The sequence below is a fragment of the Streptomyces arenae genome, from assembly GCF_022343545.1.
Lineage (GTDB): Bacteria > Actinomycetota > Actinomycetes > Streptomycetales > Streptomycetaceae > Streptomyces > Streptomyces humi.
In genome coordinates, this window is the sequence record NZ_JAKQYH010000043.1 from 115,600 (window position 1) to 131,500 (window position 15,901).

Genomic DNA, 15,901 nt, shown 5'->3' on the forward strand with positions numbered 1-15,901 from the left:
ATTCGGGTAGGGATGCCGACATGCCTTTACGTCGGTCACACCGGTTAAGTCGATCACGTTCGGGAACGGCGCGCCTCGCCGCGCTCCTCGCCGCAGCGGCACTGACCCTGGCGGCCTGTGACAGCGGCGGCGGCTCGCACGACAGCGACGGGCGGCAGGAGCTGACCGTGGCCGCGCTGCCGCTCACCGACTCCGCCGCCCTCTACCTGGCCCGGGACCGCGGGCTGTTCGCCAAGGAGGGGCTCGACGTCCGCATCCAGCCCGTGCAGCAGAGCATCCAGGCGTTGCCCGCGTTGCTCAAGGGACAGGTGGACGTCATCGCGAGCGCGAACTACGTCACCTACCTCCAGGCGTACGAGAAGGGCACCCTGGACCTGCGGATCCTCGCCGAGGGCGTACGGATCGCGCCGCACATGATGGATGTCCTCGTGCCCGGGGACTCCGCCCTGAAGTCGCCCGCGGACCTCGCCGGCAAGAAGGTCGCCGTCGCCGTCCTGAACAACATCCAGTCCCTGACCCTGAACGCGATCCTCGACGCCCGGCACGCCGGCCGGCCCGTCTACCGGCAGATTTTGTTCCCGCAGATGGGCCCGGCCCTGCAACGGGACCAGGTGGACGCCGTGCACGCGGTCGAGCCCTTCGACACGGCCATCCAGGGCGACCTGGGCGCCCGGGTGCTGCTCGACGGCGGCTCGGGACCGGCGAAGGGCCTGCCCGCCAGCGGGTACGTCACGACGGCCGGCTTCGTGAAGAAGAACCCGAAGGCGGCGGCGGGCTTCCGGCGTGCCGTCGAGGCCGCGTCCGCGCTCGCCGCCAAGGACCCGGCGGCGGTGCGCGCCGAACTGCCGAAGTACACCAAGGTGACGGCGGACCAGGCCAAGTCGATCCACCTGCCCGCCTATCCGCCGACCGCCGACCCGGCCGTCCTGCGCCGGCTCGTCCGGCTCATGCGGGCCCAGGGACTGCTGACGAAGGACATCGACCCGGCACCCCTGCTGGTGAAATGACCCGGCGTCAGGAGCTGCTGCTGGGGCTGCTCGGCGCGGCCGCGGCCTTCGGGATCTGCGAGGCGGTGTCCCGGGCCGGGATCGTCCGGCGCAGCTACCTGCCGCCCGCCTCCGAAGTCCTCGTACGCGCCGTCCGGCTGGCGGGCGACCGGGCCTTCCTCGACGGGATCGGGGTCACCCTGCGGGCCTGGGCGCTCGGCCTCGGGCTCGCCTGCGCGCTCGCCGTGCCGCTGGGACTGCTGCTGGGCACGGTGCCGGTGGTCGAGGCCGCCACCCGGGCCGTGCTGGAGTTCCTGCGGCCGCTGCCGTCCGTCGCGCTGATCCCGCTGGTGTCGCTGCTGCTGGGGTCGGGAGCCCGGACGGAGGTGACCCTGATCGCGTACGCCTCGCTGTGGCCGGTGCTGTTCAACACCGTCTACGGCCTCGGCGAGACCGACCCGCTGGCCAGGGACACCTTGCGCGTGTTCGGGTTCGGCCGGCTCGCGGTGCTGCTGCGGGCGGACCTGCCGGCCACCGCCCCGTTCATCGCCGCCGGCGTGCGCATCTCGGCCGCGGTCGCCCTGATCCTCGCCGTCGCGACGGAGATCCTCTCCGGCTTCGGCCAGGGCCTCGGCATCTTCATCGCCCAGGCCCAGACCGGGACCGACGGCACCCGGGACGTGCTGGCCGGGGTGGTGTGGGCGGGCGTCCTCGGCCTGCTGATCAACGGCGTACTGGTCGGCGCCGAACGCCGGTTGTTCGCCTGGGCGCGGGAACCCCGACCGGAGGCGGCACGGAGCCCACGGCGGACGGCGTCATCACCGCGGCCGCGGCCGCAGTCACAGCCACTGCCACAGCCGGGGAGGGACCGCCCATGACGCGGGCGGAGCCGGAAACGGAGCCGCAGGCGCAACCGCGGCCCCAGTCGCTCCCGCACCCCTTCTCCCCTTTTCCCTTCCTGCTCCGCTGGTCCGTGTTCCTCGGTGCCGTCCTCTGCTGGGAGGTGGCCGCCCGTGCGCGGCGCAGCGTGTACTTCCCGCCGCCGCTGCGGATCGTCCGGCACGCCCGCGACCTGTGGTTCTCCGGCCCCGCCTGTCATCTGTTCCTGAGTTCGGACGCCGTCGGCGCCATCCTGCCGAGCCTGGGCCGGATGGCCGCCGGGTTCGCGCTCGCCGCCGTCGCCGGGGTCGCCCTGGGGATCGCGGTGGGCCGCTCGCGCCGGGCGTACGCGCTGTGCAACCCGGTGCTCCAGTTCGCGCGGGCCGTGCCGCCGCCCGCGCTGGTGCCGGTGTTCGTCGTCGTCTTCGACGTCGGTACGCCCATGCAGGTGGCGTCGATCGTGTTCGGCGCCGTGTGGCCGGTGCTGGTCAACTCGGCGGAGGGCGCCCGTGCCACTGACCCGCTGCGGCTCCAGGTGGCGGCCGTGCTGCGGCTGACGGCACCCGAGCGGCTGTGGTTCCTGATCCTGCCCTCGGCGCTGCCCCGGATCCTCGCGGGGCTCCGGCTCAGCCTGTCGCTGTCCCTGATCCTGATGGTGTTCTCGGAGCTGCTGCCGGGCAGCGACGACGGCATCGGGTTCACGCTCACCGACGCCATGACCCGCTCCGACCTGCTCACGGTGTGGTCGGCGCTGCTGCTGCTCGGCACGCTCGGGTATCTCCTCAACACCGCACTGCTGGCGGTCGAGAAACGGCTCGTCGGCCCAGGATCCCCCGCAGGGAGGACGGTATGACGACGACCACTGTGCGCGAGGCGGTCGTACGGCTGCTGCGTGACACCGCCATGACCACGGTCTTCGGCAATCCGGGCTCCACGGAGCTGCGGATGTTCCGGGACTGGCCGGACGACTTCACGTACGTGCTGGGTCTTCAGGAGTCCGTCGTCGTCGGCATGGCGGCCGGATACGCGCTCGGCACCCGGCGGGCCGCGTTCGTCAGCCTGCACTCCGCGGGCGGGGTCGGGCACGCGCTCGGCGCGGTCTTCAACGCGTTCCGCGACCGCGTGCCGCTGGTGATCGTGGCCGGTCAGCAGGCGCGCTCGCTGATCCAGCTGCGGCCGTTCCTCGGTGCCGACGAACCGGCCCTGTTCCCGCGCCCGTACGTGAAGTCCGCGCGCCAGCCGGAGCGGGCCGAGGACGTCCCCGCGGTGCTCGCCGAGGCGCACCGGCTCGCGACGGCACCGCCGCGCGGCCCGGTGTTCGTGTCGGTGCCCGAGGACGACTGGGACCGGCCCGCGGAGCCCGTCGCACCCCGCACGGTGCACTCGGCGTTCACGGCCGGCCCGGACGTCCTGGCCGCGCTGGCCGCCCGGCTGGAGAGCTGTGCCCGCCCGGCGCTCGTGGTCGGACCGGGGGTGGCCGACGAGGACGCCACGGACGAGGTCCGGGCGCTGGCCGAGCGGCTGCGGGCCGGCGTGTGGATCAGCCCGCTCTCCGGCCGCTCCGGCTTCCCGGAGTCGCATCCGCTGTTCCAGGGTTTCCTGCCGCCGGTCGCGCGCCCGCTGGCCGCGTGCCTGGCGCCGTACGACGTGGTGCTCGCCCTCGGCACGCCGGTGTTCACCTACCACGTGGCGGACGGCGGTCCGCCGCTGGCGCCCGGTACCGAGCTGTTCCACCTGGACTGCGACCCGGGCCAGGCGGCCTGGCTGCCCACCGGCACCAGCGTCGTCACCACCCTGCGGCCCGCCCTGGCGCACCTCACCGGGCTGCTGGGCCTGCCCGACCGCGACCCGCCACCGCCCCGCCCGGCACCGCCCCCGGCCCCTGTCGGCGGGGGGTACGGGGGGCCCGGGGGCTCCGGAGGTCACATCACCCCGGAGCTGTTCTTCTACCTGCTGCACGCCCGGCTGCCGCGCGACCGGGTCCTCGTGGAGGAGGCGCCGAGCCATCGCGACGCGCTGCACGCGCGGGTGCCCGTCGAGGCGGGCGACGGTTTCCTGACCACGGGCAGCGGGGCGCTCGGCTGGGGACTGCCCCTCGCGGTGGGCCGGGCGCTCGCCGACCGGCGCCGGGTGGTCTGCGTGGTCGGGGACGGTTCGGCGCTGTACTCGGTGCAGGCCCTGTGGACCGCGGCCCGGCACGCGGCCCCGGTCACCTACGTCCTCCTCGACAACGGCGGTTACGAGGCCGTCGGCGCGCTGGGCCGCCGGATCGGCGTCGCGCCCGTCCCCGGCACGGACATCACCGGCATCGACTTCGCGGCCCTCGCGGAGTCCTTCGGCTGCCCCGCGGCCCGCGCCGAGCACCCCGGGGAACTCCCGGCCGCCCTGGACCACGCCCTGGGCGCGGGCGACGACGCCGGCCCCTTCCTGCTGCACGTCACGGTGGCCGGCGGCGCGGGCACCCTCTACGAACCACGAACCCCGGATCGGGTGAGGTGAGGGATGCTGCGTCTCGACTCCGTCAGCCGGCACTTCGGCGACCAGCACGTCCTGGACGGCATCAGCCTGACCGTGCCCGACGGGCAGCTGCTCAGCGTGGTCGGACCCTCCGGCTGCGGCAAGTCCACGCTGCTGCGCACCATCGCCGGGCTGCTGCCCGCGCAGGAGGGCACGGTCACGGTCGACGGGACCCCGGTGACCGGCGTGCCGGAGCGGCTCGCGGTGGTCTTCCAGGAGTACGGCCGCTCGCTGCTGCCCTGGCTCACCGTCCGCGACAACGTGGCCCTGCCGCTGCGCCGCCGGGGCCTCGGCCGCGCCGCCCGCCGGGCCGAGGCCGAGACCATCCTCGAACGGGTCGGTCTGCACGGGGTCGCCCGGCGCCGTCCGCGCGAACTGTCCGGCGGTATGCAGCAGCGCGTCGCGATCGCCCGCGCGCTGGTCCCCCGTCCCTCGCTGCTGCTCATGGACGAGCCGTTCGGCTCGCTGGACGCGGGCACCCGTGAGGATCTGGAGGACCTGCTGCTGGAGGTCCACCGGGCCGACGAGACGACCATCGTGTTCGTCACCCACGACATCGACGAGAGCGTGTACGTGGGAGACCGCGTCGTCGTCCTCTCCGCCGGCCCCGGCTCCCGTGTCGTCCGGGACCTCCCGGTCGCCCTCCCCGGCGAACGGGACCAGATCACCACCCGCGGCTCCACCGCCTTCGTGGCACTGCGCACGGAGGTGGGCCGGGCGGTGCGGGGCATGCCGGAAGTGAACGGCCGCTAGGACGCCACCCAGACGTGATTCGAGGGGGCCCGGTCCGTCGACCGAACCCCCTCGGCTTACCCCCTCCGCATCAGAACCCCCGCGATCCCCCCGGATCCCCCTCCGAAAGCCCTGACGCCCCGTATGACAGCCGAGGTGGGGGAAGGGTTGTACCGGATTCCAAGATTCTTCCCAGCGCCGAAGATGGCCGCTTAGTCCTTCGAAGCGGTTGACTCCGTCTGTGGTGGTGTCGGCTGCGCCGGACACCCGGCGCAGGAGCCTGACCCGGCCAGTCAGTCACGACTGGGCAGTCGTGCGCCCCTGCTCTCGGCGATGCGTTTGACGTCGCTCAGGGATTCACTCAGCCGTCGGGCTAGGTAGCGGAGTTCGTCGCCTGTCAGGCGCTGCTCCGCGAGGAGGGCGGCGGCATGGTCCAGCAGGCCGTCCGCCATACCGAGGTGCAGGCTCTCGATCTGGTCCGCGAGCCGCGAGACATGACCCTCGCCATCGCCCACGAGGTAACACGGCTTGCCGTCCGCACCGGTCCAGGGAAGCAGGCGCCCGTTCACGTGTAGGTCTCCACATGGTCGAGATAGGGGCGGACGAGCGGGCTGTCCTCGCCGCGCAAGGGGACTTCGCCCCTGCGGTACGTCGTCGGGCGGCCGACGTACGGGCACGAGTACGGGCACATGTAGGTGAGCGGTGCGACCGGTCGCTTCTTGCGCCGTCGCCCACGAGGGGGCAGGAAGAAGCGAAGCAGCGGCTCGACCAGCCGGGCCAGGAGATACGTCATGCCAACCTGCCTTCTCACCTGCGGTGACTTCGTTGTGTGTTGATTCCCTCACAGAGTGGGGTCGGGGGTGGCTACGCTTCCAGGGGCGGGGACTTGACAGAGCCTTTGTCAGGAACGGGAGTTGGCCGCATGAGCGAGTGCCGGAAGCCTCGGACGCAACGGGAGAAGTACGGGGAGGAGTTGCGGCTGCGGCGCGTCGCGTCCGGCCTCACCCAGGAGGGACTGGGCGAGCTGGTCGTGTGCTCGCCCACCTTGATCAGTCACTTCGAGGCAGGGAGGCGGCTGCCGAAGTCCGACGACGCGCGCCGGATCGACCGGGCCCTCAAGACGGACGGGTTCTTCGAGCGGTGGCTTGAGGATCTGGACTCGAAGTACAACGACTACTTCGCGGCCGTGGCGGAGCTGGAGCAACAGGCCACGCTCATCCAGCAGTTCGCACTGTCCCTGGTTCCCGGCGTGTTTCAGACCGAGGACTACGCAAGTGCCCTCTTCCGCGCGTATCGGCCGACGTATACGGCCGAGGAACTTGACGAGTTCCTCGTCAACCGAACAAAACGCCGCCGAATCCTCGACGCCCCCCAACAGCCGGTCATCTGGACGCTGCTGGACGAGTCGGTACTACGGCGCCGCGTCGGCGGCTCCCAGGTGATGGCCGTACAGCTACGCAAGATCGCGGACATGGCCGAGGCGGGACGGCTGCGGCTTCATGTGCTTCCGTACGGTGTGGGCGCACATGCCCTCCTGCAGAGCTACCTCACGCTCATGGGCTTCGAAGACTCCGCCCCCGTGGCCTACGTAGAGGGCTTTCTCACCGGCAACTTGATGGACGATCCGGCGCTGGTGAGGGCCAGCCAGACCGCCTACGCTCTGGCCCTGAGCGACGCGTTGTCGCAGCAGCAGTCACTTGTCGCCGTCAGAGCGGCAGCGGAGGATCACGCACATGGCGAGCAATGAACGCACCGTCTCCGATTCGTCCACGTTCACCGGGTGGTACAAGTCCAGCTACAGCGGAGGTACCAACGACGACTGCCTGGAGATCGCCCCCGTCCATGCCGTCGTACCCGTCCGCGACAGCAAGGCAGGATCCACGGGCCCGGCGCTGGTCTTCTCGGCGGCCGGCTGGGCCGCGTTCGTCGGGGCCGTGCGGGGCGGGCGTTTCAGCAGCTGACGCCCCGAGTGCGGAAGCGATCAAGCCGCCCACGGGAACCGTCAAGCATCCGACGGTGAACTTGATTGGCATGGGCGACCATGTTTCCCAGCGGCTCACCGGTCGCACCACGATGTCGCGGAGCGATTCCACATGGGCGTAGTCCCCGACTATGTGTTCATCCTGCCGGCGGTGATCCTCGTGGGATGGATCGCGTCCTGGTGGGGAACCCGGCGCGTCCGGTGGGCCGGGTTGTCCGGCGCGGCCGTGGTCTCCGTGCTCTGCCTCGTCATCGGCTGGAACGCGATGGGGCCGCGGACGGACCCGCGGACCCTCGGCTGTTCACCGGCGTTCGAGTGCACGGACCTGCGCTCGGTCTACGTCGTCGCGGCCGGCCTGCTCGGTGTCGTGTGCTGCCTGGCGTTGGCGGTCCTGACACTGGTGGGCGAGCTCATCGTCCACGTCAGCCGGAAGGCCTCGGCCTGACACGGAGAGGGACCGAGGGACGTCCGGCGGCCGGAGAGCGGGTTCGCCTCTCCGGCCGCCGGACCGGACTACGCCGCGTGGGTCAGGAACCTCTCCGCCGTCTCCGCGAGGACCTCCCGGCCGTTCCGGGCCCACAGGGCGTCGTTGAAGAGTTCGACCTCGATGGGGCCGGTGTAGCCGGCCGCCTCCACGTAGCCCCGCCACTCCCGCATGTCGATCGCGCCGTCGCCGATCTGGCCGCGGCCGTTGAGGACGCCCGCCGGCAGCGGGGTCGTCCAGTCGGCGAGCTGGAAGGTGTGGATACGGCCGCCGGCGCCGGCGCGGGCGATCTGGGCGGGCGCCTGGTCGTCCCACCAGATGTGGTACGTGTCGACCGTGACGCCGACCTGGTGCGCCGGGAAGCGTTCCGCGAGGTCCAGGGCCTGGGTGAGGGTGGAGACCACGCAGCGGTCGGCGGCGAACATGGGGTGCAGGGGTTCGATGGCCAGCCGGACGCCGTGCTGTTCGGCGTACGGGCCCAGTTCGGCGAGGGCGTCGGCGATCCGCTCCCGGGCGGCGCCCAGGTCCCTGGAGCCCGCCGGGAGACCGCCGGAGACCAGGACCAGCACCTCGGTGCCGAGGGCCGCGGCCTCCTCGACGGCGCGGCGGTTGTCGGCCAGGGCCGCCACGCGTTCCGCCGGGTCGGTCGCGGTGAGGAAACCGCCCCGGCACAGGGTGGTGACCGTCAGGCCGGCCTCGCGGACCAGTTTGGCGGTCGCCTCCACGCCGTGGGACCGCACCGGCTCGCGCCACAGGCCCACGCCCGGCACGCCCAGTTCCAGGCAGGCGTCGGCCAGTTCGGGGATCGACAGCTGCTTGACGGTCATCTGGTTGATCGAGAAACGCGACAGGTCGCCGGTCACTGGGCCACTCCGTACAGGGCGAGCAGGGTCTTCATCCGCTCCTCGGCCAGCTTCGGGTCCGGGAACAGGCCCAGGCCGTCGGCGAGTTCGTAGGCGCGGGCGAAGTGCGGCAGGGAGCGGGCCGACTGGAGGCCGCCGACCATGGTGAAGTGGGACTGGTGGCCCGCGAGCCAGGCCAGCAGGACCACGCCCGTCTTGTAGAACCGGGTGGGGGTCTGGAAGAGGTGGCGGGAGAGTTCCACGGTGGGGTCCAGGAGGCCGCGGAAGCCCGCCGTGTCCCCGGTGTCCAGGACCCGGACCGCCTCGGCCGCCAGCGGGCCCAGCGGGTCGAAGATGCCGAGCAGGGCGTGGCTGAAGCCCTGCTCGTCACCCGCGATCAGCTCGGGGTAGTTGAAGTCGTCGCCGGTGTAGCAGCGGACCCCGCCGGGCAGGCGGCGGCGGATGTCGATCTCCCGCCGGGCCTCCAGGAGCGACACCTTGATGCCGTCGACCTTGTCGGGGTGGGCGGCGATGACCTCCAGGAAGGTCGAGGTGGCCGCGTCCAGGTCGGACGAGCCCCAGTAGCCCTCCAGGGCCGGGTCGAACATGGGGCCGAGCCAGTGCAGGACGACCGGTTCGGAGGCCTGGCGGAGCAGGTGGCCGTAGACGTCGAGGTAGTCCTCGGGTCCGGAGGCGGCCGCGGCCAGCGCCCGGGATGCCATCAGGATGGCCTGGGCGCCGGTCTCCTCGACGAGCGCGAGCTGCTCCTCGTAGGCGGCCCGGACCTCGGCGAGGGTCGCCGGGCCGGTGAGCTGGTCGGTGCCGACCCCGCAGGCGATCCGGCCGCCGACCGCCTTGGCCTCGGCGGCGCTGCGGCGGATCAGCTCGGCCGCGCCGGCCCAGTCGAGGCCCATGCCGCGCTGGGCGGTGTCCATGGCCTCGGCGACGCCCAGGCCATGCGACCAGAGGTGGCGGCGGAAGGCGAGGGTGGCGTCCCAGTCGACGGCGGCGGGCGCGTCGGGGTTGCTGTCGGCGAACGGGTCGGCGACGACGTGCGCCGCCGAGAAGACCGTGCGCGAGGTGAAGGGGGTGCCGGGGGTGAGGGCGAGCGGTTCGCCGCGGGTCTCGTAGGTCCGCAGCGAGCCGTCGGCCGAGGGCAGTCGGAGGGTCACAGCGAGATCTCCGGGACGTCGATACGGCGGCCCTCCGCCGAGGACTTCAGGCCCAGCTCGGCGAGCTGGACGCCACGGGCGCCGGCCAGCAGGTCCCACTGGTAGGGGGCGTCGGCGTAGACGTGCTTGAGGAACAGCTCCCACTGCGCCTTGAAGCCGTTGTCGAACTCGGTGTTGTCCGGGATCTCCTGCCACTGCTCGCGGAAGGCGTAGGTGGCGGGGATGTCCGGGTTCCAGACCGGCATGGGGGTCGCGCTGCGGTGCTGGACACGGCAGTTGCGCAGGCCGGCGACCGCTGAGCCTTCGGTGCCGTCCACCTGGAACTCGACCAGTTCGTCGCGGTTGACGCGGACCGCCCAGGAGGAGTTGATCTGCGCGACGGCGCCGCCGTCCAGCTCGAAGATGCCGTAGGCGGCGTCGTCGGCGGTGGCGTCGTAGGGCTTGCCGCCCTCGTCCCAGCGCTGCGGGATGTGGGTGGCGGTGAGGGCCTGGACGGACTTCACCCGGCCGAACAGCTCGTGCAGCACGTACTCCCAGTGCGGGAACATGTCGACGACGATGCCGCCGCCGTCCTCCGCGCGGTAGTTCCAGGACGGGCGCTGGGCGGTCTGCCAGTCGCCCTCGAAGACCCAGTAGCCGAACTCGCCGCGGACGGACAGGATCCGGCCGAAGAAGCCGCCGTCGATGAGCCGCTTCAGCTTGAGGAGGCCGGGCAGGAAGATCTTGTCCTGGACGACGCCGTGCTTGATGCCCTTCGCGTGCGCGAGCCGGGCCAGCTCCAGGGCGCCGTCCAGGCCGGTCGCGGTCGGCTTCTCGGTGTAGATGTGCTTCCCGGCGGCGATGGCCTGCTTCAGGGCCTCCTCGCGGGCGGAGGTGACCTGGGCGTCGAAGTAGATGTCGATGGTCGGGTCGGCGAGGACCGCCGAGAGGTCCGTGGCGATGTGCTCGCCGGACAGACCGTGCCGGTCGGCGATGTCGCGGAGGGCGTGTTCCCGGCGGCCGACGAGGACCGGTTCCGGCCACAGCACGGTGCCGTCGCCGAGGTCGAGACCGCCCTGTTCGCGCAGCGCGAGGATCGAGCGGACGAGGTGCTGTCGGTAGCCCATGCGCCCGGTCACGCCGTTCATGGCGATACGCACCGTCTTGCGTGTCACGTGTTTCCCTTCGTCCGCGTGCGTCTCAGCAACGCAGCAAGCGCTTTCTATACAGTCTGAAGCTAGCCTTTCACCACTGGTCTGTACAAGACCGTGACGGGGTCGACTTGTTCGAGGGGGCGAACAACCAGGGTGATTGGCCTTATGGTCTGCACGGCAAGGGGGCTTCCTTTGATCAGGCTGTGTACGACGGCGTACGACAAGATGCGCGACCGGAGGACGACGAGATGACGGTGACCCTGGCGGACGTGGCGGCCCGCGCCCAGGTCTCGCCCGCGACGGTGTCGCGCGTACTGAACGGCAACTACCCGGTGGCGGCGACCACTCGGGAGCGGGTGCTGCGGGCGGTGGACGAGCTGGACTACGTCCTCAACGGGCCCGCGAGCGCGCTCGCCGCGGCCACCTCCGACCTGGTCGGCATCCTGGTCAACGACATCGCCGACCCGTTCTTCGGCATCATGGCGGGCGCGATCCAGTCCGAGATCGGCGGGCCCGGCGGGCGCGCGGGCGGCGAGCGGCTGGCTGTGGTGTGCAACACAGGGGGCTCGCCGGAGCGGGAGCTGACGTACCTGACCCTGCTCCAGCGGCAGCGGGCGGCGGCGGTGGTCCTGACCGGCGGTGCCGTGGAGGACGCGCCGCACGCGGCGGCGGTGGCGGCGAAGCTGCGCAAGCTCGCCGACGCGGGCACCCGGGTGGTGCTGTGCGGGCGGCCGCCGGCGCCTGACACCGACGCCGTGGCGCTGACCTTCGACAACCGCGGCGGCGGCAAGCAGCTGACCGAGCACCTCATCGGGCTCGGGCACCGGCGGCTCGGCTACATCGCGGGCCCGGAGGAGCGGACGACCACCCGACACCGGCTCGAAGGGCACCGGGCGGCGCTGGCCGCGGCCGGGATCGAGGAGGACCCGCGCTGGACCGTGCACGGCCGGTACGACCGGCGGGCGGGGTACGAGGCGACGCTGGAGCTGCTGCGCCGGGACCCCACGCTCACCGCGGTGGTGGCCGCGAACGACTCCGTCGCGCTGGGCGCGTGCGCGGCGCTGCGCGAGTCGGGACTGCGGATCCCCGAGGACGTGTCGGTGGCCGGCTTCGACGACCTGCCGTTCAGCATCGACGCGGTGCCCTCGCTGACGACGGTACGGCTGCCGCTGGCGGAGGCGGGCGCACGGGCCGGGCGGATCGCCATGGGGCGCGAGGAGCCGCCACCGGGAGGCATCGCGACGGTCCGGGGGGAGCTGATGGTACGGGGCTCCTCAGGGGTGCCGCGGAGCTGAGGCCGCCGGGGTGCGCGCGGACCGCCCCAGCAGTGGCAGCGGTGCCTCGCCCCACCGCCGGTCCCGGTACCAGCGGCGGCCCGTGTCGTAGGCCCGGCGGACCCGGCGTACCGGGGAAAGCTGGGTGGCCAGGTGGGTCTGGTAGCGCCAGGGGGGCTGGTTGCCCTGGCGGACCGCCATCGCGTAGGCGAAGTCGACGGGGTCCCGGTCGAGGTAGCCGTCGAGGTGCTCGAACCAGGCCATGCTGGTGCGTGCCGCCGCCTGGACGGAGTGCAGTTCGGCGCGGCGGTGCCGGTCGTACTCGTGCAGGGCGACCCGCGGATCGTCGTACCGCTTGAGCGCGTGGGCGAGCACGATCGCGTCGATCATCGCGAGCCGGGTGCCGGAGCCCAGGGTGAAGTGGGTGGTGTGCGCGGCGTCGCCGGCGAGGACCACCCGGCCGTCGACCCAGGTCTTGTTGGTGACGTGGGTGAAGCGCTGCCACCTCGCCGGGGCGCCGCGCGACCTGCTGATCAGGGAGTGGCCGTCGAGGGCCCGGTGGAACACCTTCTCCAGCAGGGGTACGGCGTCCTCCTCGTCCATCGTGTCGAGGCCGAGGCCCTGCCAGGTCTCCGGTGAGCACTCGACGATGCAGGTGCTGACGCCCTTGAACGACGGGTAGGCGTGGAACCAGATCCAGCCCGCCTCGGTCTCCTCGAAGGCGAAGACGAAACGGTCGAACTGCCGGTCCGTACCGAGCCAGACGAACGGGTTGCGGCCGGTCTCCAGCCGGGTGCCGAAGTGCTCGGCGCGGCTCTGCCGGATCCGGCTGTTCGCGCCGTCTGCGGCCACCACCAGGTCGGCTTCGGGCAGGCCGGCGGGGTCGGCGAGGCGTTCCCCGTGCCGTACGTCCACGCCCAGGGAGCGGGCGCGCCGGGTCAGGATGCCGAGCAGGGCGGCGCGGCCCATGCTGTAGCCGTAGCCGCCGAAGTAGGCCGTGCCGTCGTGCCGGTCGCCGTGCACGCGGATCTCCTGCTGCTGCCAGAGCACGGACGCGGCGCTGATCGCACGGGCGCTCTCGGGGTCGTTGCCGTGCAGGATGTCCAGCAGGTCGTGCCAGTACACGACGCCCCAGCCGTAGGTGGCCTCGGGCGGGTCCGCCTCCAGGACGGTGATCTCGTGTCCGGCGTCCCGCAGTTTCGCCGAGATCGAGAAGTAGAGTCCGGCCGGGCCTCCGCCCACGCAGACGATCCTCATCCGGTCACCGCCTCCTGGCGTCGGGACCTGTGCCCCGCGGGGGATTGGATGCACGGGTCCGGGTGCCCGAGGGGTCGGGCACCCGGATCCGTCCTTTACTGTCAGAGAGCGTCAGCGACTGTGGATTCAGTCTCCCCAGCCACCGCCGCCGTAGCCGCCGCCCCCGCCCCAGCCGTCGTCGTCGCCGCCCCAGCCGCCGCCACCGTTGTGGCCGCCGCCCCAGCCGTAGTCGTCGTCGCCGCCCCAGCCCCAGCCGCCGTTGTCGTGGCCTCCGCCGTAGCCGCCACCGCCGTAGCCGCCACCGCCGTAGCCGCCGCCACCGTGGCCGCCACCGCCGTAGCCGCCACCGCCGCCGCCGTGGCCGCCGCCGCCTCCGCCGCCGCCGTGGTCGCCGTACGCGGCGACGTGGGCGGGTGCGGAGCCGGTGGCCGCGCCGGCGACTCCGGCACCTGCCGCGAGCGCCAGGATGGGCGCTGAGATCGCAGCGATCGCGACCCTCTTCATACGTGTGGTGTGCGCGCGCATTTCTCGCCCCTCTCCGAGGGTGTGGATGTGTACCGGCGGCCGCTCAGGGGGACCGCCCTGCGTGCGCTCCAGAGCCTGCGCGCAGCTCTGAGCACGTCCGCCGCCCTCGATGCCGGTTCTCCGCACCGCACGGGTTCTCCGGCGGACCACGTCACGCCCGAAGTTGAAAACGGACATAAGTGACGTTCGTGTATAAACCTACGGCGCTGACGCGACGAAGTCAAAAGCAGGACCAGGACCAGGCAAAAAGAACAAGTAAAGCCCGGAGGGCCCGCGTTCGGGCCGACGCCTTCCGGCCTGACGGGGCGAAGGGTTAGCCTCGGAGGGCGATATCTCTGACTCAGTCAATCATCGGGGTTCCCGCCATGACCGTCCAGGACGTGCGCGCCTTCAACCGCTTCTACACCAACCTCATCGGCGCCCTCGACTACGGCCGCCACCTCTACGCCCCGTACACCCTCACCGAGGCCCGGGTGCTCTACGAACTCGCGCACTCCACGGACACCGACGCGGCCGACCTGCGCGCCGATCTCGCACTGGACGCCGGGTACTTGAGCCGCATCCTCAACAAGTTCGAGACCGCCGGGCTGATCGAGCGCGCCCCCTCGGACAAGGACCCGCGGCGGCGCCGGGTGTCCCTCACCACGGCCGGCCGGGCCGCCGCCGGCCTGCTGGACGAACGGGCCCGGGAGTCGGTCGGCTCGCTGCTGGCCGCCATGGACCCCGGCGACCGGCCGCGCCTGGCCGAGGCCATGCGCACCATCCGCACCCTCCTCGGCGACGGGCACGCCCCGGACGGCGCGGCCGAGCCCGTGCTGCGCGAGCCGCACCCCGGCGACCTGGGCTGGATCGTGCAGCGCAACGCCGCCCTGTACGCCGCCGAGTACGGCTTCAACGCCGACTACGAGGGGCTGGTCGCCCGGATCGTCGCCGACTACGCCGAGGACCACGACCCGCACCTGGAGCGGACCTGGATCGCCGAGTGGGCTGGGCGGCCGGTGGGCTGCGTGATGTGCGTGCGGGACGACGCCCCGGGCACCGCGCGGCTGCGGCTGCTGCTGGTCGAGCCGGACGCCCGCGGGCTCGGCATCGGGGACCGGCTGGTCGGCGCCGTGGTCGACTTCGCGCGCGGGGTCGGCTACCGGGACCTGGTGCTGTGGACCAACGACATCCTGTCCTCGGCCCGCCGCATCTACCAGCGGCACGGCTTCGTCCTCAGCGCCGAGAAACCGCACCGCTCCTTCGGCCAGGACCTGGTCGGGCAGGACTGGCGGCTGGATCTGCACGGGACGGGCCGCTGAGACTAGGTTGGTGGGCATGAAGTTCGCCTTCTCCACCCTCGGGGTCCCCGGCCTGCCCGTCTCGGACGTGCTGGCGCTCGCCACCACCCACGGCTACCACGGTGTGGAGCTGCGCGCCCACCCGGAGGAGCCGGTGCACCCAGGTCTCGGGCCCGCGCAACGGGCCGACATCGCCGCCGAGTTCAAGTCGTGCGGGGTGGAGGTGCTGGGCGTCGCGGGCTACGCGCGGGTGGCCGCGCCCGGCGAGGACGCGCCGGTCCTCGACGAGATCCGGCAACTCCTCCAGCTGGCGCACGACCTGGGCGCCTCCTTCGTGCGCGTCTTCCCCGGCGCCGACCCCGACGTGCCGGCCGCCGAGTCCGACGCGATCGCCGCCCGGCGGCTCGGCACGGTCGCCGAGGACGCCTCCGCGCTCGGCGTACGGGTCCTGCTCGAGACCCATGACTCGCACCGCACCGGCGCCGACGCCATCCGCGTGCTCGGCCCGGTCGGCCACCGCATGGCCGGCGCGCTCTGGGACGTCATGCACACCTGGCTGGGCGGCGAACAGCCCGCCGAGACCTACGCGGCCCTCGCGCCGCACCTCGGATACGTCCAGGTCAAGGACATCGCCTCGGCCGAGGACACCACCCCGCTGGCGCTGGGCGCCGGGGTCCTGCCCCTCTCCGACTGCGTGGAGGTCCTCTCCCGGCACGGCTGGGACGGCTGGCTGTGCTGGGAGTACGAGAAGCGCTGGTACGAGGCGGCGGCCCCGCTGCCCGGCCTCCTGACCGCGGGCCGCGACCACCTCTCCCGGCTCCTCAACGAATCGGCCTGAG

18 protein-coding genes are annotated in these 15,901 nt (G+C 72.4%); 11 read left to right on the forward strand and 7 right to left on the reverse strand.

The window, feature by feature from the left end; genetic code table 11:
• Nucleotides 1-20: 20 nt before the first annotated feature.
• The 5 genes from MB828_RS18635 to MB828_RS18655 are packed head-to-tail and all read left to right on the forward strand — an operon-like array spanning nt 21 to nt 5,135.
• Nucleotides 21-1,007, forward strand: a complete 987-nt coding sequence (locus MB828_RS18635) for an ABC transporter substrate-binding protein (RefSeq protein ID WP_301649206.1) — start codon at nt 21-23, stop codon at nt 1,005-1,007.
• Nucleotides 1,004-1,864: an ABC transporter permease gene (locus MB828_RS18640; protein ID WP_301649207.1), complete on the forward strand. Its 861-nt coding sequence runs from the start codon at nt 1,004-1,006 to the stop codon at nt 1,862-1,864. Before MB828_RS18635 ends, MB828_RS18640 begins: the two co-directional genes overlap by 4 nt.
• Nucleotides 1,861-2,718 (forward strand): ABC transporter permease, encoded by an 858-nt coding sequence (locus MB828_RS18645; RefSeq protein ID WP_301649208.1) that lies wholly within the window; start codon nt 1,861-1,863, stop codon nt 2,716-2,718. The genes MB828_RS18640 and MB828_RS18645 overlap by 4 nt, the downstream gene beginning before the upstream one ends.
• A complete protein-coding gene (mdlC, locus tag MB828_RS18650; protein WP_301649209.1) occupies nt 2,715-4,364 on the forward strand; it encodes a benzoylformate decarboxylase in 1,650 nt (549 codons plus the stop codon). Before MB828_RS18645 ends, mdlC begins: the two co-directional genes overlap by 4 nt.
• 3 nt (nt 4,365-4,367) lie before the next feature.
• Nucleotides 4,368-5,135, forward strand: coding sequence for an ABC transporter ATP-binding protein (locus MB828_RS18655; RefSeq protein ID WP_301649210.1), 768 nt, complete (start codon nt 4,368-4,370; stop codon nt 5,133-5,135).
• A 272-nt stretch (nt 5,136-5,407) separates the two neighbouring features.
• Here MB828_RS18655 and MB828_RS18660 read toward each other — a convergent pair whose 3' ends face one another.
• Together MB828_RS18660 and MB828_RS18665 are read right to left on the reverse strand one after the other, a co-directional pair.
• A complete protein-coding gene (locus MB828_RS18660) occupies nt 5,408-5,683 on the reverse strand; it encodes a hypothetical protein (protein WP_301649211.1) in 276 nt (91 codons plus the stop codon).
• Complete coding sequence (locus MB828_RS18665; RefSeq protein ID WP_301649212.1) at nt 5,680-5,907, reverse strand: hypothetical protein; 228 nt, start codon at nt 5,905-5,907, stop codon at nt 5,680-5,682. Before MB828_RS18665 ends, MB828_RS18660 begins: the two co-directional genes overlap by 4 nt.
• 129 nt (nt 5,908-6,036) lie before the next feature.
• Here MB828_RS18665 and MB828_RS18670 point away from each other — a divergent pair, with 129 nt between their 5' ends.
• The 3 genes from MB828_RS18670 to MB828_RS18680 all read left to right on the forward strand — a co-directional run bounded on the left by MB828_RS18670 (nt 6,037) and on the right by MB828_RS18680 (nt 7,540).
• Nucleotides 6,037-6,861, forward strand: a complete 825-nt coding sequence (locus MB828_RS18670) for a helix-turn-helix domain-containing protein (protein ID WP_301649213.1) — start codon at nt 6,037-6,039, stop codon at nt 6,859-6,861.
• Entirely contained in the window at nt 6,848-7,075 is a 228-nt protein-coding gene (locus MB828_RS18675) for a DUF397 domain-containing protein (protein ID WP_301649214.1), read from the forward strand. The genes MB828_RS18670 and MB828_RS18675 overlap by 14 nt, the downstream gene beginning before the upstream one ends.
• A 132-nt stretch (nt 7,076-7,207) precedes the next feature.
• The gene (locus tag MB828_RS18680) at nt 7,208-7,540 is read left to right on the forward strand and encodes a hypothetical protein (protein ID WP_301649215.1); all 333 of its coding nucleotides are present in this window, start codon (nt 7,208-7,210) and stop codon (nt 7,538-7,540) included.
• 68 nt (nt 7,541-7,608) lie between these two features.
• Here the strand turns inward: MB828_RS18680 and MB828_RS18685 are convergent, their stop codons facing one another.
• From MB828_RS18685 to MB828_RS18695, 3 genes are read right to left on the reverse strand one after another with little or no spacing between them, the layout of a single operon-like run.
• Nucleotides 7,609-8,406 (reverse strand): sugar phosphate isomerase/epimerase family protein, encoded by a 798-nt coding sequence (locus MB828_RS18685; RefSeq protein ID WP_301649293.1) that lies wholly within the window; start codon nt 8,404-8,406, stop codon nt 7,609-7,611.
• Between the two features lie 32 nt (nt 8,407-8,438).
• Nucleotides 8,439-9,593 (reverse strand): dihydrodipicolinate synthase family protein, encoded by a 1,155-nt coding sequence (locus MB828_RS18690; protein WP_133021805.1) that lies wholly within the window; start codon nt 9,591-9,593, stop codon nt 8,439-8,441.
• The gene (locus tag MB828_RS18695) at nt 9,590-10,747 is read right to left on the reverse strand and encodes a Gfo/Idh/MocA family protein (RefSeq protein WP_133021804.1); all 1,158 of its coding nucleotides are present in this window, start codon (nt 10,745-10,747) and stop codon (nt 9,590-9,592) included. Before MB828_RS18695 ends, MB828_RS18690 begins: the two co-directional genes overlap by 4 nt.
• Before the next feature lie 227 nt (nt 10,748-10,974).
• Between MB828_RS18695 and MB828_RS18700 the strand changes: the two genes are divergently transcribed.
• Nucleotides 10,975-12,021: a LacI family DNA-binding transcriptional regulator gene (locus tag MB828_RS18700; RefSeq protein WP_133021803.1), complete on the forward strand. Its 1,047-nt coding sequence runs from the start codon at nt 10,975-10,977 to the stop codon at nt 12,019-12,021.
• On the opposite strand, the gene MB828_RS18705 is transcribed toward MB828_RS18700, so the two are convergent.
• The gene (locus tag MB828_RS18705; RefSeq protein WP_301649216.1) at nt 12,001-13,257 is read right to left on the reverse strand and encodes an FAD-dependent monooxygenase; all 1,257 of its coding nucleotides are present in this window, start codon (nt 13,255-13,257) and stop codon (nt 12,001-12,003) included. The two genes, MB828_RS18700 and MB828_RS18705, sit on opposite strands and share 21 nt — an antisense overlap.
• Nucleotides 13,258-13,383: 126 nt before the next feature.
• On the reverse strand, nt 13,384-13,761 hold the full coding sequence (locus MB828_RS18710; RefSeq protein ID WP_301649217.1) for a hypothetical protein: 378 nt from the start codon (nt 13,759-13,761) through the stop codon (nt 13,384-13,386).
• 386 nt (nt 13,762-14,147) lie between these two features.
• Between MB828_RS18710 and MB828_RS18715 the strand changes: the two genes are divergently transcribed.
• Both MB828_RS18715 and MB828_RS18720 read left to right on the forward strand, forming a co-directional pair.
• Nucleotides 14,148-15,083, forward strand: a complete 936-nt coding sequence (locus MB828_RS18715) for a bifunctional helix-turn-helix transcriptional regulator/GNAT family N-acetyltransferase (RefSeq protein WP_301649218.1) — start codon at nt 14,148-14,150, stop codon at nt 15,081-15,083.
• A 16-nt stretch (nt 15,084-15,099) separates the two neighbouring features.
• Nucleotides 15,100-15,900 carry a sugar phosphate isomerase/epimerase family protein gene (locus tag MB828_RS18720; RefSeq protein WP_165941393.1) on the forward strand — a complete coding sequence of 267 codons (801 nt, stop codon included), beginning with the start codon at nt 15,100-15,102 and terminating at the stop codon, nt 15,898-15,900.
• The last annotated feature ends 1 nt before the right edge of the window (nt 15,901 follow it).

Bases quoted from the DNA above. Each gene is read 5' to 3' on its own strand.
- MB828_RS18635 (WP_301649206.1), top strand. From the start codon at position 21: ATGCCTTTACGTCGGTCACACCGGTTAAGTCGATCACGTTCGGGAACG.
- MB828_RS18640 (WP_301649207.1), top strand. From the start codon at position 1,004: ATGACCCGGCGTCAGGAGCTGCTGCTGGGGCTGCTCGGCGCGGCCGCG.
- MB828_RS18645 (WP_301649208.1), top strand. From the start codon at position 1,861: ATGACGCGGGCGGAGCCGGAAACGGAGCCGCAGGCGCAACCGCGGCCC.
- mdlC (WP_301649209.1), top strand. From the start codon at position 2,715: ATGACGACGACCACTGTGCGCGAGGCGGTCGTACGGCTGCTGCGTGAC.
- MB828_RS18655 (WP_301649210.1), top strand. From the start codon at position 4,368: ATGCTGCGTCTCGACTCCGTCAGCCGGCACTTCGGCGACCAGCACGTC.
- MB828_RS18665 (WP_301649212.1), bottom strand. From the start codon at position 5,907: ATGACGTATCTCCTGGCCCGGCTGGTCGAGCCGCTGCTTCGCTTCTTC.
- MB828_RS18670 (WP_301649213.1), top strand. From the start codon at position 6,037: ATGAGCGAGTGCCGGAAGCCTCGGACGCAACGGGAGAAGTACGGGGAG.
- MB828_RS18675 (WP_301649214.1), top strand. From the start codon at position 6,848: ATGGCGAGCAATGAACGCACCGTCTCCGATTCGTCCACGTTCACCGGG.
- MB828_RS18680 (WP_301649215.1), top strand. From the start codon at position 7,208: ATGGGCGTAGTCCCCGACTATGTGTTCATCCTGCCGGCGGTGATCCTC.
- MB828_RS18685 (WP_301649293.1), bottom strand. From the start codon at position 8,406: ATGACCGTCAAGCAGCTGTCGATCCCCGAACTGGCCGACGCCTGCCTG.
- MB828_RS18700 (WP_133021803.1), top strand. From the start codon at position 10,975: ATGACGGTGACCCTGGCGGACGTGGCGGCCCGCGCCCAGGTCTCGCCC.
- MB828_RS18705 (WP_301649216.1), bottom strand. From the start codon at position 13,257: ATGAGGATCGTCTGCGTGGGCGGAGGCCCGGCCGGACTCTACTTCTCG.
- MB828_RS18710 (WP_301649217.1), bottom strand. From the start codon at position 13,761: ATGAAGAGGGTCGCGATCGCTGCGATCTCAGCGCCCATCCTGGCGCTC.
- MB828_RS18715 (WP_301649218.1), top strand. From the start codon at position 14,148: ATGACCGTCCAGGACGTGCGCGCCTTCAACCGCTTCTACACCAACCTC.
- MB828_RS18720 (WP_165941393.1), top strand. From the start codon at position 15,100: ATGAAGTTCGCCTTCTCCACCCTCGGGGTCCCCGGCCTGCCCGTCTCG.